Annotated in this window: 14 protein-coding genes; 1 reads left to right on the top strand and 13 read right to left on the bottom strand. The window is 64.2% G+C overall.

Annotated elements, in window-relative coordinates; genetic code table 11:
* From NKI95_RS16755 to NKI95_RS16745, 3 genes are read right to left on the bottom strand one after another with little or no spacing between them, the layout of a single operon-like run.
* Positions 1-927 (bottom strand): ABC transporter permease, encoded by a 927-nt coding sequence (locus tag NKI95_RS16755; RefSeq protein ID WP_352718130.1) that lies wholly within the window; start codon positions 925-927, stop codon positions 1-3.
* A complete protein-coding gene (locus NKI95_RS16750; protein ID WP_352718128.1) occupies positions 927-2,051 on the bottom strand; it encodes an ABC transporter permease in 1,125 nt (374 codons plus the stop codon). Before NKI95_RS16750 ends, NKI95_RS16755 begins: the two co-directional genes overlap by 1 nt.
* Before the next feature lie 20 nt (positions 2,052-2,071).
* Complete coding sequence (locus NKI95_RS16745) at positions 2,072-3,199, bottom strand: BMP family ABC transporter substrate-binding protein (RefSeq protein ID WP_352718126.1); 1,128 nt, start codon at positions 3,197-3,199, stop codon at positions 2,072-2,074.
* Between the two features lie 322 nt (positions 3,200-3,521).
* Here NKI95_RS16745 and NKI95_RS16740 point away from each other — a divergent pair, with 322 nt between their 5' ends.
* Positions 3,522-4,181, top strand: a complete 660-nt coding sequence (locus NKI95_RS16740; protein ID WP_352718283.1) for a GntR family transcriptional regulator — start codon at positions 3,522-3,524, stop codon at positions 4,179-4,181.
* 3 nt (positions 4,182-4,184) lie between these two features.
* On the opposite strand, the gene doeB is transcribed toward NKI95_RS16740, so the two are convergent.
* The 10 genes from doeB to ehuR form a co-directional block, all read right to left on the bottom strand.
* A complete protein-coding gene (gene doeB / locus NKI95_RS16735) occupies positions 4,185-5,186 on the bottom strand; it encodes a N(2)-acetyl-L-2,4-diaminobutanoate deacetylase DoeB (protein ID WP_352718124.1) in 1,002 nt (333 codons plus the stop codon).
* A 5-nt stretch (positions 5,187-5,191) separates the two neighbouring features.
* The gene (doeA, locus tag NKI95_RS16730) at positions 5,192-6,370 is read right to left on the bottom strand and encodes an ectoine hydrolase DoeA (RefSeq protein ID WP_352718122.1); all 1,179 of its coding nucleotides are present in this window, start codon (positions 6,368-6,370) and stop codon (positions 5,192-5,194) included.
* Between the two features lie 39 nt (positions 6,371-6,409).
* Positions 6,410-7,402, bottom strand: a complete 993-nt coding sequence (locus NKI95_RS16725) for a cyclodeaminase (RefSeq protein WP_352718120.1) — start codon at positions 7,400-7,402, stop codon at positions 6,410-6,412.
* Positions 7,399-8,391 (bottom strand): hydroxyectoine utilization dehydratase EutB, encoded by a 993-nt coding sequence (eutB, locus tag NKI95_RS16720; RefSeq protein ID WP_352718118.1) that lies wholly within the window; start codon positions 8,389-8,391, stop codon positions 7,399-7,401. The genes NKI95_RS16725 and eutB overlap by 4 nt, the downstream gene beginning before the upstream one ends.
* A 10-nt stretch (positions 8,392-8,401) precedes the next feature.
* Entirely contained in the window at positions 8,402-9,175 is a 774-nt protein-coding gene (gene eutA, locus NKI95_RS16715; protein ID WP_352718115.1) for an ectoine utilization protein EutA, read from the bottom strand.
* Positions 9,172-9,831 carry an ectoine/hydroxyectoine ABC transporter permease subunit EhuD gene (ehuD, locus tag NKI95_RS16710; protein WP_352718113.1) on the bottom strand — a complete coding sequence of 220 codons (660 nt, stop codon included), beginning with the start codon at positions 9,829-9,831 and terminating at the stop codon, positions 9,172-9,174. The genes eutA and ehuD overlap by 4 nt, the downstream gene beginning before the upstream one ends.
* Positions 9,832-9,847: 16 nt before the next feature.
* Complete coding sequence (ehuC, locus tag NKI95_RS16705; RefSeq protein ID WP_023720654.1) at positions 9,848-10,507, bottom strand: ectoine/hydroxyectoine ABC transporter permease subunit EhuC; 660 nt, start codon at positions 10,505-10,507, stop codon at positions 9,848-9,850.
* 187 nt (positions 10,508-10,694) lie between these two features.
* Positions 10,695-11,546 (bottom strand): ectoine/hydroxyectoine ABC transporter substrate-binding protein EhuB, encoded by an 852-nt coding sequence (ehuB, locus tag NKI95_RS16700; RefSeq protein WP_352587308.1) that lies wholly within the window; start codon positions 11,544-11,546, stop codon positions 10,695-10,697.
* 65 nt (positions 11,547-11,611) lie between these two features.
* Positions 11,612-12,397, bottom strand: a complete 786-nt coding sequence (gene ehuA / locus NKI95_RS16695; RefSeq protein ID WP_352718111.1) for an ectoine/hydroxyectoine ABC transporter ATP-binding protein EhuA — start codon at positions 12,395-12,397, stop codon at positions 11,612-11,614.
* Positions 12,398-12,519: 122 nt separating this feature from the next.
* A complete protein-coding gene (gene ehuR, locus NKI95_RS16690; protein WP_352718110.1) occupies positions 12,520-13,905 on the bottom strand; it encodes a MocR-like ectoine utilization transcription factor EhuR in 1,386 nt (461 codons plus the stop codon).
* Positions 13,906-13,956 lie beyond the last annotated feature (51 nt).

Below are 13,956 nucleotides of genomic sequence, written 5' to 3'. Positions count from 1 at the left end.
TCATTTGGTAATCGACAATTCGCCCGGCGCGCCGGCAAGCGAGCGGCTCGGGGACGAGGTGGCGATCATGATGATGAGCGTGAGGATGTAAGGTGCGGCGTAAAAGAGATAGTAGCCCTGCGTCACCCCGACCGATTGCAGTGCCGGGCCTAGCGCGCCGGCACCGCCGAACAACAGAGCCGCGGCAAAGCAGCCGAGCGGGTTCCAGCGCGCGAAGATGACCAGCGCCACCGCCATGAGCCCCTGCCCCGATGAGATGCGTTCGGTCCAGCTGCCGGGATAATAGAGCGACAGATAGGCGCCGCCGATGCCGGCGAGCGCACCGCCGACGCCCGTCGCAAGCAGGCGCACGGTGTTCGGATTGAGGCCCATGGCGCGCGCCGCATCGGAGCTGTCGCCGACGACGCGCACGATCAGCCCGGCGCGGGTGTTGCGGAAAGCCCACCACAGGAACACGGCAAGTGCCGCCCCGATGAGGAACAGCACATTGACGTTGAGCGCTGCCTGCACCTGCGGAATGTTCGACCAGCCACCGAAGGCGATGGCCGGCAGGTCTGGCGCCGAGGGCTGGATGAACGGCTTGCCGAAGAAGAAGGCGAGACCCGAGCCGAACAGCATCAGCGCGATACCGATGGCGATGTCGTTAACGCCATGGAATTTGCAGATCCAGCCATGGAACAGGCCGAAGCAAAGACCGGCACCGGCGGCGGCCAGCAGGCCGAGCCATGGCGAGCCGGTCATCACAGCGACGGCATAGGCGGTCATTGCGCCGAAGACCAGCGTGCCTTCGAGGCCGAGATTGATGCGGCCGGAACGTTCGGTAATGGCTTCGCCGAGCGAGACGAAGATGAACGGCGTCGAAACGCGGATGGCGCCGCCGAGAATGGCGAGCGGCACGCCCCACAGGCCGATCTCGGTCGCGTCCATCAGGAGCCCCTCTTCCACAGATCGGGATTGAAGACCTTGAAGCGGCCGTAAAAGGTTTCGCTGAACAGGATGACCACGAAGAGCATGCCTTGCAGCACCAGCACTGTGGCGTCGGGCAGATCCATGCGGCGCTGGATCAGCCCGCCCGAAGCGCCGATGCCGCCGAGCAGGAAAGCGACCGGGATGATGGCGAGCGGATTGTGGCGGGCGAGGAAGGCGACGAGGATGCCGGTATAGCCGTAACCGGCGGCGAGCGAGGCGTTAGCGCTGCCTTGCACGGCGCCGACCTCCAGCATGCCGGCCAGCCCGGCAAAGCCGCCGGCCAGCCCGGTGAAGCCGACGATCAGCGGCCCGACGGCAAGCCCTTGCACCTGGGCCGCCCTGACATTGCCGCCGGCGATGCGGGCGGCAAACCCCCAACGCGTCTTTTCGATCAGCAGCCAGGACAGGACGCAGGCGAGAATACCGACGACGAGGCCCCAGTGCACGTCCATGCCGGGAATGTTGCCGATTCGGTAGGCATCCGCCAGCGGCTCGGTCGAGGGTTTGTTGAGCGAGGCCGGATCGCGCAGCGGCCCTTCGACAAGATGGTTCATCAGCGCGATGGCGATATAGGCCATCAGCAGGCTGGAGATGGTTTCGTTGACGGCGCGGTAGTGGCGGAGTGCGCCGACGGCACCGATCCAGATGCCGCCGGCGACCACGCCCGCCGCGCCCATCAGCAGGATGACCAGAAAAGCCGGCGCGCCATTCGCCGCGACGCCGATGGCGGCGGCGGCAACGCCGCCCAGCACGATGGCGCCTTCGCCGCCGATCACGACGAGCCCGAGCCGTGCCGGCAGCGCCACGCAGAGCGCTGCCAGTAAAAGCGGTGCTGCCCGCGACAGCGAGTTCTGGATCGAGAACCACGAGCCGAAGCCGCCGCGCCACATCGTCTCGTAGAGTTGCACCGGCGATTTGCCGACCAGCGCGATGAACACGCTGAACAGCGCCATGCCGACGATCAGCGCCGCGAGCGGTATGACGAAGGCTTCCGCGCGCCGCGCCGCCCATTCGAGCGCCGCCGGATAATTCCTGGCGCCAAACAGCGCCGGTGCGCCCGCAGTGCTGACCGTGTCTGCCATGGCCCCGTCTCCGATCCGGTTCAGGCGGTCGAACCGACGACGCCCTCGACCAGGTAGTCCATGCTTTCGAGTTCGAGCGCGGTCTCGACGAAGGCCTGGCCCTCGGTCGCGACGACGACGCCCTTGTTGCTCTTCAGCGGACCCTTGATGACCGAAAATCCGCCTTTCATCATTTCGGCCAGCGTGCCGTCGAACTGCTTGCGGGCGGCCTCGCCGACGGCGGGGCCGAGCGGGCTCATCTTGACGAAGCCGTCGGCCAGGCCGCCGCGCGTGAAATTGGGCAGCGGCGTGCCGGCCACCAGATCGTCGACGAACATCTTGTAGACCTTGGCCCAGTTCCATTCCGCGCCGGTCAGGTATTTTTCCGGCGCCAGCGGGCTCTGGTTGGCATGATAGCCGCAGACGAAGGCGCCACGCCCGGCCGCCGTCTCGACCACCACCTTGGGGCTGTCGACATGGCAGGTGATGACGTCGGCACCCTGGTCGACCAGCGCATTGGTGGCCTCCGCCTCCTTGACCGCCAGCGACCACTCGCCGGTGAAGATCACCTGGCAGGTGATGGTCGGGTCTACCGAGCGCGCGCCGAGCAGGAAGGAATTGATGTTGAGCAACACCTGCGGGATCGGCTTTGCCGCGACGAAGCCAAGCTTCTTGGTCTTGCTGGTGTGGCCGGCGACGACGCCGTTCAGATACTGGCCCATGCCGATATAGCCGAAATAGGAACCGGCATTCATCGGATGCTTGTCCTTGTTCCACATGCCGCCGCAATGGCGGAACTGCACGTCGGGGAATTTCGCGCACATGGCCAGCATGTGCGGATCGAAATAGCCGAACGAGGTCGGGAAGATCAGCGACGCACCGTCGAGATTGATCATCGATTCCATCGTCTTTTGGACGTCGACCGTCTCCGGCACGTTCTCCTCCTCGACGACGGAGATGCCTTCCATGCCCTTCAGCGTGGCGGCGCCTTCGGCGTGCGCCTGGTTGTAGCCGTAATCGTCCTTTGGCCCGACATAGATGAAGCCGACGGTGGCCGTCGCGGCGAAGGCCCTGCTGATCGGAAACGATGCGGACGCAAGGCCGAGCGCCGCTCCGGCGGCGGAGGTCTTGAGCAGGTCGCGGCGGCTAAGCATGAATCTCTCGGACATTGAATGCTCCCTCTGTGGGGCCTTTGGGGCCGGTTAACACCTCAATGAAAGAAGTGTATGCAATCAGCGTGCCAGTTTCAGGAATTGGATTTATTCAGCAATATCAATGAGTGTGCCGATGTGAGCTGCACAAAGCCGGAGCAATTGCATACACTTTTTGCCTCCAAAATCGTCAATTTGACATGAAGGCTAAAAGATAGGCATACAGAGCTGCGGAGGAATCGAAGCCGGTGCGTGGCTTACGGCTCTAGCGAAAAGACTGGACGGAGGAGACGTGTCTGGAAAGCGCAATTTGATCAGGTCGGGCACGACCGTCGATCAGATGGTGAGGGCGATCAGCGACCGGATCGTCACCGGCTTCCTGCGTCCCGGCGAAAAGCTCGACGAGGCCTCGCTCGCCGCCCGCTTCGACGTCTCACGCACGCCGATCAGGGAAGCGCTCAGCCGGCTCAGCGCCATGGGACTGGTCGAAAGACGGCCCAACCGCGGCGCCACCGTCGCCGTGGTGACGCAGGAGCACCTCGCCTCGATGTTCGAAAGCATGGCCGAGCTTGAAGCGATCTGCGCGCGGTTCTCGGCCGAGCGCATGACCGCCGGCGAGCGCCGCACGCTGGAGGCCGAGCATCAGGCCTCGGCGCGCTTTGTCCAACTCGGTGCCGAAGAAGAGTATGAGCTTTTCAACACCGAGTTCCACACCCGGCTCTATCGCGGCGCCCACAGCAAGCACATTTATGAACTGACCGTCATGACCCGTGGCCGCCTGGCGCCGTTCCGGCGCGCGCAATTCATGCTGCCCGGCCGGCTGGCCCAGTCCTGGCAGGAGCATGACGCCATCGTCACGGCAATCATGCGCGGCGACAGTGCGGCGGCCGGAACAGCCGCCAAGGACCATGTCTCGATCGTCAGCGAGGCGAGCGCCGTCTTCGCCATCGGCGATCGTCCCAAAGGCAAGGCGGAGCCGTTTCCTACATCGGCCTCCTAACCCTCAATCGACCAGCATGGCCACCACGGCGGCACAGTCACCGGCCTTGACCAGCCCCGGAAAATGCCGCGCCGCCAACAGACCGGACATTTTGGCCCTGATCTCCTGCGGAGCGCCGCCGGTGCGGCCTATGGAATGGATGCGTGCCAGCACCTGGTTTTCTGCCACCGGCTCGCCGAGATCGATCATCGTTTCGATCATCCCGTCGTCCTCGGCGAACGAGAAGCAATCGCCCGACGGCATGTCGAGCCAGCGGGTCGGCTGCATCTCGACCGCGCCGGCGACGATGCCGGCATGGCGCAGCACATTGAACACGCCGCGACGCGCGATCCTCACCGTCTCCGCGCGCGAAGTCCCGCCGCCGCCGAGCTCGGTTGTGATGAACAGCTTGCCCATCTCTTCGGCGGCAGTGTCGAACATGCCGACCGCGTCGATCTCCAGCATCTTCATCGACCAGGGCGCCGAGAACGCTTCGACCGCAGCGAACCCCTTCGCTTCCAGCACCTTGTCGGGCCGGATATGGGCGGCGCAGAACGGCACGAAGTCGAGCGTCTTGCCGCCGGAATGGAAATCGAGCGCGATGTCGGTGCGTGGCAGAAGTTCGCGCTGGAAATAATCGGCGATCTTCTCGGTCACCGTGCCGTCGGGCCGGCCGGGAAAGCTGCGGTTGAGATTGCCCTTGTCGATGGGAGAGGTGCGCGTGCCGGCGCGGAACGCCGGATAGTTCATCGCCGGCACGATGATGACCGTGCCGCTGACTTGCTTCGGGTCGAGCGTACGGGCGAGATCGTAGAGCGCCAGCGGCCCCTCATACTCGTCGCCATGATTGCCGCCGGTGAGCAACGCGCTCGGCCCCTTGCCGTTGCGGATGACGCAGATCGGGATCATCACCGATCCCCAGGCGGAATCGTCGCGGCTGTAAGGCAGGCGCAGGAAACCGTCCTGCACGCCGTCGCGCTCGAAATCGACGGTCGGCATGATCGACGATGGGCGAAGACTGGACATCGGGCTCAATTCTTCACCACCAGCTTGCGCGGCACATTGGCCAGGCACTCGACGCCTGTCTCGGTGATCAAAATGGATTCGGTGATCTCGAGCCCCATCGTCTCCAGCCACAGGCCGGTCATGAAATGGAAGGTCATACCGGGCTTGAGTTCGGTGCGGTCGCCTGGACGCAGGCTCATCGTGCGCTCGCCCCAGTCCGGCGGATATGAAAGCCCGATCGGGTAGCCGGTGCGGTTGTCCTTGACGATGCCGTATCTCTTCAGCACCGCGAAGAAGGCGTTGGCGATGTCCTCGCATGTGTTGCCGGGTTTGGCGGCGGCAAGCCCGGCCTCCATGCCTTCCAGAGTCGCCTTTTCGGCATCGAGGAATTCCTGCGTCGGTTTGCCGAGGAAGACGGTGCGCGACAGCGGGCAGTGATAGCGGTTGTAGCAGCCGGCAATCTCGAAGAAGGTGCCCTCGCCCGATTTCATCGGCCGGTCGTCCCAGGTCAGATGCGGCGCCGACGCGTCGGCGCCCGACGGCAGCAGCGGCACGATCGCCGGATAGTCGCCGCCGATGCCGTCGACGCCGCGCGTGCCGGCATCGTAGATCTCGGCGACCAGGTCGCATTTGCGCATGCCGACTTCGATCTTGTCGACGATGCGCTGGTGCATCGCTTCGACGATGCGGGCGGCTTTGCGCATGTAATCGATTTCGGTCGGGCTCTTCACCGCGCGCTGCCAGTTGACCAGTGCCGTAGCATCGACGAAGCGGGCATTGGGCAGATGCTTCTGCAGCGATGCGAATGCAGCGGCCGAAAACCAGTAATTGTCCATCTCGACGCCGATGCTGAGCTTCCCCCAGCCGCGATCGGAGAGCACGCTGGACAGAAAATCCATCGGATGGCGCTCGGTCGACTGCACATAATGGTCGGCATAGCCGACGATGTTGTCATGCGCGAGATAGGCGGTGCGCTTGGCGCCGTTGGCGTCCTGGCCGCGGCCGTACCACACCGGCTCGCCCGACGGCGGCACGATGACGGCCTGGTGCACATAGAACGACCAGCCGTCATAGCCGGTCAGCCAGGCCATGTTGGACGGATCGCTGACGATCAATAGATCGACGCCCTTGGCCTCCATCGCCTTCCGCGTCTTGGCGAGGCGCTCCGCATATTCGCCGCGCGAGAATTTCAAATTGGGCTGCATTGTTCTTGGTCCTCGTTTTGTTGGGCCTTGCGGCCGGTATCAGCTTTCGAAAATCGTACCGCTCTTGGCCGCACGCGCACGGTCGCGGGCGAGCGTGGCGATTGCCGTGTCCTGCACGCCGGTGCCCGTCAGATCGGCAATGGTGATGTCGCTGTCCGAACGCCGGCCATGCCTTTCGCCGGCGATGATGTGGCCAAGCTCGGTGATCTCGGCATCGGCCGCCATCACGCCCGCCGCGATGGCATGGTGCAGTTCGCCCAGCCGCCGCGTCTGCTTGGCGCTATCGGCGACGTAGAGATCGGCCATGCGCAGGATCGCCGGCGCGATCTCGTTCTTGTGCTCGGCATCCGAGCCCATCGCGGTGATGTGCTGGCCGGCGGAGACGAAGCCGGCCTTGATCAGCGGCTCGGTCGACGGCGTCGTGGTGACGATGATGTCGGCATCGGCCGCAGCCTTTGCCGCATCGGGCTCGGCGTGAACGGCGATGCCCAGTCTTTCGGACAATGCGTCCGCCGCGGCTTCGGCCTTGGCGGCATCCCTTGCCCAGATGCGAGCCTCGGTGATCGGCCGCACCAGCATCAGCGCCTCGAGCTGCAGTCCGGCCTGAACACCGGCGCCGAAGATCGCGGCAACGGAGGAGTCCGCCCGCGACAGATGTTTGGCGGCGACCGCGCCGGCGGCGGCCGTGCGGATGTCGGTGAGATAGCCATTGTCGAGCAGCAGCGCCTCGACCAGCCCGGTTTTCGAAGACAGCAGCACCATCATGCCGTTGACACTTGGCAGGCCGAGTTTCGGATTGTCGAAAAAGCCGGGACTGATCTTGATCGCAAAACCGTCGATACCCGGCACATAGGCGGTCTTGACGTCGACCTCGCCGCGATGCTCTGGGATATCGAGCCGCAGGATTGGCGGCATCGCCACCGGCAAGGTAGCGAGCGCCCGAAACGCGTTCTCGACGCAGGCGACGGCGTCGCTATCGAGCTTCACGATCTTGCGCAATTCGGCTTCGGTTAGGATCGTCATACGGCTCATGCTGCGCTCTCCGCAATGGCTTCGCCGCAGATGATCTTGCGGTGCAGTGTCATATCGATGTTGCGGCCGGACAGCACGAGCACCGTCGGGCCGCTCGCCCTGACCTTGCCGGCAAGCACGGCTGCGATGCCGACCGCGCCGGCGCCTTCGACGATCTCGCGCTCCTGTTCATAGGCATGGCGGATGCCGGTGGCGATCTCGTCCTCGCTGAGCAGGATCACATCGTCGAGCAGGTCGCGGCACATGGAAAAGGTCAGCCGGTTGTCGAGGCCTATGCCGCCGCCGAGGGAATCGGCCAGCGTCGGCAGTTCCTCAACCAACACCGGATGCCCGGCGTCGAGGCTCGCCTTCATCGCCGCACCGCGCGCCATCGAAACGCCGACGACCTTCGTCGCCGGGCTGACGCCCTTGACGGCAGCTGCGACGCCAGCCGCCAGCCCGCCGCCGGAAAGCGGCACCAACACCAAGGCGGCATCCGGAACCTGCTCGATGATCTCCAGCCCAAGCGTGCCTTGTCCCGCGACGATGGCGGGGTGGTCGAAAGGCGGCAGCATAATCAGCCCCTCTTCCGCGACCAGCCGTTCGACCTCCCGCTGCGCATCGTCCTGGCTGTTGCCGACGATGCGGATCTCGGCGCCGAGCCGACGGATCTCCTCGAGCTTGTTCTCCGGCACCAGCCGCGACATGCAGATCGTCGCGTGGATGCCTTGCAGTCGAGCAGCATAGGCAAGCGCCCGGCCGTGGTTGCCGGTCGAGGCAGCGACGACGCCACGCGCGCGCTCCCCTTTTGTCAGCGAGGCGATAGCGTTCGAGGCACCACGCAACTTGAAGGCGCCGGTGGTCTGCCGATGTTCGAGCTTGAGATAAACAGGAGCGTCCAAGTGCTGGGAAAGACTCCGGGACGTGACGGTCGGCGTGCGCTCGACCTTGCCTGCGATGCGCTCGCGCGCGGCGCGGATATCGGAGAGGCTTATCCTGGACGTGGTCATGGCTCTGCAATCAGTTCAACGGCAGCGTCATCAGACGGCCGAATTCAGGGCGCGGCTCGTCGTCGCCGCAAAGCCGCAGGCAATTCCAGGCCGTCGCCTGGTTGCTGGTGACGACGGGACGGCCGATGGCTTCTTCCATACCGACAACTGCCGCCGCCGACCGCAGCGCCGTGCAGGAGACGAACAGCGCGTCCGAGTGTTCGGCCGTCGCTTCGCGGGCCAGATCGACCAACGATTTCGGCGCAATCCGCGCCATCTCACGGTCGTCCTCGAAGCCGAGGCAAGTAAAGCTGACGATTTCGAATCCATGCTCGGTGAAATAGGCCGTCATCGGCCGGCTGGTCTCGACCGTATAGGGAGTGAGGATGCTGATCGTTCTGGCGCCTAGCGCCTTCAGGCCGCGCACCCCGGCCATCGGCGGCGTGACCACCGGCACGCCGGGCTTGGCCGCCTGCACCGCCGCCTCGATTTCGGCATCGCCGATCACGACGGAGGCCGAGGTGCAGGAATAGCAGATCGCATCGAGCGGCTCGTCGGGCAGGATCAGGGCCGCGGCCGCCGTCAGTGACGGCTGCATCTTGCGCAAATTGTCCGGCGTCGTCGGGTTGGCGTAGGGAATACGCGCGACATAGATGCCGATACGATCGCTTGCCACCATGCGGTGAAAATCCGGTTCGCTCGTATGGTCGGTTGCGAGGATGATCAGGCCGACCCGCTTTTCCAGCGGACGCGCATCGAGCGCCGGCCGGGCCGAGTGCAGGCGGATATCGGGTGCAGCGCTCATCGTTCGATCCGCCCATAACGGTGTTCCAGCCAGCGCAGCAGCACCACCGAGAACAGGCTGATGGCGAGGAAGAAGGCGCCGACCAAGGTGATCGGTTCGATATACCGGTAATAGGTATTGGCGACGCTCTTGGCCTGGTTCATCAGTTCCAGCACGGTGATCGCCGACAGCAGCGGCGTCTCCTTGAACATGGCGATGAAATAATTGGCAAGCGCCGGGATCATCGGCGGGATCGCCTGCGGAATGATGATGTGCGTCCAGGTCTCTGTGGCGTTCAGGTTGCAGGCCTTGGCCGCTTCCCATTGGCCGCGCGGCACATTGTCTATACCGGCGCGGTAGACCTCGGCCGTATAGGTGCCGTAGTGCAGCCCGAGGCCGATGACGCCCGCCACCAGCGGCGGCAAGAGGACGCCGAAATCCGGCAGCACGTAGAAGATGAAATAGAGCTGCACCAACAGCGGCGTGCCACGGATGAACTCGGCAAGGAAACCGACGGTGCGCGACAGAGCCCTGTTCGGCGACCGGCGCGCCAACGCGATGCCCAGCCCAACGATGGCCGCCAGCACCGAGCCGAGCAGCGTCGCCAGGATGGTGATCTTCACCCCCTCGATCAGCGTCGGCAGGATCTGCCGGACAAAATCCCAATCCCATTCCATTATCAGGTCCGCTCCATCAGACGCGCACCCCGTCGAGGCCGCGCGCCATGCGGCGTTCCAGCGACCGCACGCCCCAGGAGATGAGCAGCGCCAGGACGAAATAGATGACGAGGATGGTGCTGAACGGCACCAGTGTATTGCCGGTCTGCGAGCGCACCACCTGCGCCTGGAAGGTCAGGTCGGCAAGTGAGATCAGCGAAACGACGGCGGTGGCCTTGAGCAGCTCGATGGCGTTGTTGCCGAAGGTCGGCAGCATCACCAGAAGCGCCTGCGGCAGGATGATGTGGCGCATGGCTTGCCAGCGGCCGAGATTGAGCGCGGTGCAGGCCTCATATTGTTCGCGGCCGATAGACTTGATGGCGCCACGCACCACTTCCGCTGCATAGGCCCCGACATTGAGGCCCAGCGCCAGCACCCCGGCCTGCAGCGGCGTCAGCGAAATGCCGGCAAAAGGCAGCACGAAATAGGCCCAGAACAGCTGCACGAAAATCGAGGTGCCGCGGAAGAACTCGATATAGGCGGTCGCCAGCGCGCGTAGCACGAAAAACCGCGACAGCCGCCCCAGCCCGGCAAGAAAGGCCATAATCAAGGCCAGCACCGACCCCATCAGCGTCAACTCGATGGTGACAAGCGCTCCTTGCAAAATCAGGCCGAAATAGCCGGACCATTGGGTCATTGGTCGAAAGGGCTCCGCATTGAATATTTGGCGAGGCGATCACTTCAGCGTCCTTCTCCCCGTCCACGGGGAGAAGATGCCGGCAGGCAGATGAGGGGCAGAGCCAATCTGTCAAAAGCTGGCGCCGCCCCTCATCCGGTCCTTCGGGCCACCTTCTCCCCATCAACGGGGAAAAGGAAGAACGCGCCTACTTCGCCGAGCAGAGCTTGTCGCGGCTCGTCGACATCGCCGCCGCCGCCGAGAAGCCGTAGGGTTCGATGATCTTGGCGAACTCGCCGGACTTCTTCAGTTTCGCCAGCTCGACATCATAGGCGTCGCGCAGCGCTTCGTCGCCCTTCTTGAAGGCCGCACCGTCGCAATAGACCGGCGCACCGACCACCGGCGCGATGACTTCGAGGTTCGGATCATTGGCCTTCTTGACCAGGTCGTTGATCGACAGCACGGGCAGCGAATAGGCATCGATGCGGCCGTCCTGCAGCATCTTCAGGCCGCTCTGGCCGTCCGGCACGACGATGACGCGCTCGCGCGGCACACCTGCGGTGAGCGCCAGCTTTTCCTCGGTGCCGCCACCCGGTGCGCCGATCGTCGCGCTGGTGTCCTTGGCGACGTCCTCGTAGCTCTTGAAGCCCTTCGGGTTGCCCTTCTTCACCAGCATCGCCTCGGCATCGCACAGCACCGGTTCCGAATAGGCGACCGCAGCACAACGTTCCGGCTTCATGAACAGGCCGGCGGTGACGACGTCGAAACGGCCGGCCTGCAGGCCGGGGATCATGGCACCATATTCCGAGATCGAGGCGACGATGTCGTTGACGCCAAGGCGTTTGAAGATTTCACGGGCAACGTCAGGCGCCGCACCCGAAACCTTGCCATCGGCAGCGACCGCCGTATAGGGCGGCTCGTTGGCGATGGCGACGCGGGCAAAGCCTTGCGCCTTGAGCTCTTCGAGCTTGCTGTCATCGGCCGAGCCGGCCGTCGAGGCGGCCAGCACCGCCGTCAGGGCAATACCGGCGACGCCGGCCAAAATGGCAAATTTCTTCATCGTTCCCAACTCCTTGTTTGTCTGTCTTCTTGGCTTGCTTGAGGCGTCGCCGCCTCGCATGGCAGTCAGACCCGATGTCCGGCCGCAATGATCTTCTTCAGGAAACCTTGCGTGCGCTCCTGTTTGGGATGGCGGAAAATCTCGTCGGGCTTGCCTTCCTCGACTATTCTGCCGCGATCGAAGAACAGCACCCGGTCGGCGAAGTCATGGGCGAAACCCATCTCGTGGGTGACCAGCAGCATGGTCATGTCGGTCTCGGCGGCGAGCTTGCGCATGACGTTGAGCACCTCGTCGACTAGTTCCGGGTCGAGCGCGGAGGTGACCTCGTCGAACAGCATGATCTTCGGCGACAGCGCCAGCGCCCGGGCAATCGCGACGCGCTGCTTCTGTCCGCCGGAAAGCTGCGCCGGCATCGCTTTGGCCTTGTCGACCATGCCGACCATGTCGAGCAGCTCCATCGCCCGCTTCTCGGCGGCGGCCCGCGGAACGCCTTTGGTCAGCATCGGTGCGAGCGTCACATTGTCGATGACGCATTTGTGCGGAAACAGATTGAACAATTGGAAGACCATGCCGATCTTCTGGCGCATTTTTGCCAAATGTCGTTCATCGGCCGTCAGCAGCCGGCCGTTACGCTCCATGTGGTACAGCTGTTCGCCGTCGACCTGGATGTGGCCACTGTCGATACGCTCTAGCGTCATCAAGATGCGCAGGATCGTCGTCTTGCCCGAACCTGAAGGACCAATCAGCGCCAGCTTCTCGCCGGGCATGACTTGCATCGAGAGGCCGTCCAGCACCTTGAAGTTGCCGAAGCTTTTTGAAATGCCGTCGATCTTGATGATGGGCGCCGACAATGAATTTCCCGTGCTGGAGAAGCGATGCCTTTAACGATGCGGATCGCGGCAAATCATGTCAATCAAGAAAATAATATCATGACAATATTTCGGACTCCGCACAATTCCCCGCCATTTGTTGCCTAGATCGCAAGCAGGAGATGCTCGGGATCGCCGAGCAGAAGCTTGGTGACAACGCCGAGACCGGCACGCAGTTCCCCCTCCGTGGTCGAGCCAAGCGAAATCCGCACAGCTGGATGCCAAGGCGTCTGCGAAATGCGAAACGACGTACCGGGCGCAATCGCCACGCCCTGCAGGCGGGCCTGGGAAACAAAGCTTTCCTCCCCGCGGTCATCCGGCAGTTGCAGCCAAACATGCAGCCCGTCGCGATGAGCCCGATAGTCCACTCCGGCGAGCACCTCGGCGGCGATGTCCAGACGCCGCCGCAAAGCCACGCGCTGCCATCGCACGAGTTCCATCGCGGTGCCGTCGGTCACCCATTTGGTGGCGATCTCGGCCACCAGCGGCGTCGCCATCCAGTTCGAGACGAGGTGGCGGTTGGCAACCGCGGCGACATAACGATCGGGTGCCGCGAGATAGCCGATGCGCAGGCCCGGCACCACGATCTTGGTGAAGGAGGTGACGTAGAGCGTGCGCTCGGGTGCAAACGCCGCGACCGGCGGCGGCCGGTCCTCGACCAGCGGGCCGAGGACGTCGTTTTCGATAATGGCGATGTCATGCCTGCGCGCAACGGCGGCAATCTGTTCGCGCCGGGCGGCGTCCATCAGCGTCGCCGTAGGGTTGATCACCGAGGGCTGCACGAACACGGCGCGGATGTCCGACAGCCGGCAGGCCTCGTCCAGCGCTTCCGGGATCAGCCCATTGTCGTCGATCGGCAAACCCTCGAGGTTGAAACCGAGATAACGCGCCAGCGGGATCAGCGTGTGATGGCCGATCGCCTCGGTGGCGACGGTCGAACCGGGCGGCGCCACGCTCATCAGCGCTACCGTCATACCGGCCGTGGCGCCGTTGGTCAGGCTGATGTTCTGCGGCGACACGTCGAGGCCGCAGAGGCGCAGCCACTCGACACCCACGGCGCGGTGGCGCGGGAACACCATGTTCGGCCTGAACGACAGTGCCGAGCTCGACGGCAGGTTTTCCGCGAGCCAGCCCAGCGCCTGCCTCAGCCGCTCCAGATGCATCGGTTCGCAGACCGGCTTCAGGATGGAGAGGTCGATGACCTCGCCCAGCCGCTCCGGCAGATAGGGCGGCTCCGGCTCGCGGCGCTGTGTTTGCACGAAGCTGCCGCGGCCGACCTCGCCGGACACCAGCCCGCGGCGGATCAGCTCCTCATAGGCGCGGCTGACCGTCTGCACGGAAAGTTGCAGATCGTCAGCCAACTGCCGGTGCGTCGGCAATCGCGCGCCGTTGGCCAGGCGCCCGTCATGGATGGCCCGCGCGAACTGGTCGGCGAGCGATTGGTAGGCCGGCCGCCGGATAAGAGCGGGATCTGGTCGCCATAATGTCATGACTTATTAGAGATCGAAATCAGTGCAATTGACAATCGAAATAATGCGCCA

It is taken from the genome of Mesorhizobium sp. M0306, assembly GCF_040321655.1.
In the GTDB taxonomy this organism is placed as follows: domain Bacteria; phylum Pseudomonadota; class Alphaproteobacteria; order Rhizobiales; family Rhizobiaceae; genus Mesorhizobium.
Note: the sequence above shows the minus strand (reverse complement) of the source record. Positions and strands in the feature narration are given on the sequence as shown.

Excerpts from the sequence above, each read along its gene's own strand:
- NKI95_RS16755 (WP_352718130.1), bottom strand. The coding sequence starts at position 927 with ATGGACGCGACCGAGATCGGCCTGTGGGGCGTGCCGCTCGCCATTCTC.
- NKI95_RS16750 (WP_352718128.1), bottom strand. The coding sequence starts at position 2,051 with ATGGCAGACACGGTCAGCACTGCGGGCGCACCGGCGCTGTTTGGCGCC.
- NKI95_RS16745 (WP_352718126.1), bottom strand. The coding sequence starts at position 3,199 with ATGTCCGAGAGATTCATGCTTAGCCGCCGCGACCTGCTCAAGACCTCC.
- NKI95_RS16740 (WP_352718283.1), top strand. The coding sequence starts at position 3,522 with ATGGTGAGGGCGATCAGCGACCGGATCGTCACCGGCTTCCTGCGTCCC.
- doeB (WP_352718124.1), bottom strand. The coding sequence starts at position 5,186 with ATGTCCAGTCTTCGCCCATCGTCGATCATGCCGACCGTCGATTTCGAG.
- doeA (WP_352718122.1), bottom strand. The coding sequence starts at position 6,370 with ATGCAGCCCAATTTGAAATTCTCGCGCGGCGAATATGCGGAGCGCCTC.
- NKI95_RS16725 (WP_352718120.1), bottom strand. The coding sequence starts at position 7,402 with ATGAGCCGTATGACGATCCTAACCGAAGCCGAATTGCGCAAGATCGTG.
- eutB (WP_352718118.1), bottom strand. The coding sequence starts at position 8,391 with ATGACCACGTCCAGGATAAGCCTCTCCGATATCCGCGCCGCGCGCGAG.
- eutA (WP_352718115.1), bottom strand. The coding sequence starts at position 9,175 with ATGAGCGCTGCACCCGATATCCGCCTGCACTCGGCCCGGCCGGCGCTC.
- ehuD (WP_352718113.1), bottom strand. The coding sequence starts at position 9,831 with ATGGAATGGGATTGGGATTTTGTCCGGCAGATCCTGCCGACGCTGATC.
- ehuC (WP_023720654.1), bottom strand. The coding sequence starts at position 10,507 with ATGACCCAATGGTCCGGCTATTTCGGCCTGATTTTGCAAGGAGCGCTT.
- ehuB (WP_352587308.1), bottom strand. The coding sequence starts at position 11,546 with ATGAAGAAATTTGCCATTTTGGCCGGCGTCGCCGGTATTGCCCTGACG.
- ehuR (WP_352718110.1), bottom strand. The coding sequence starts at position 13,905 with ATGACATTATGGCGACCAGATCCCGCTCTTATCCGGCGGCCGGCCTAC.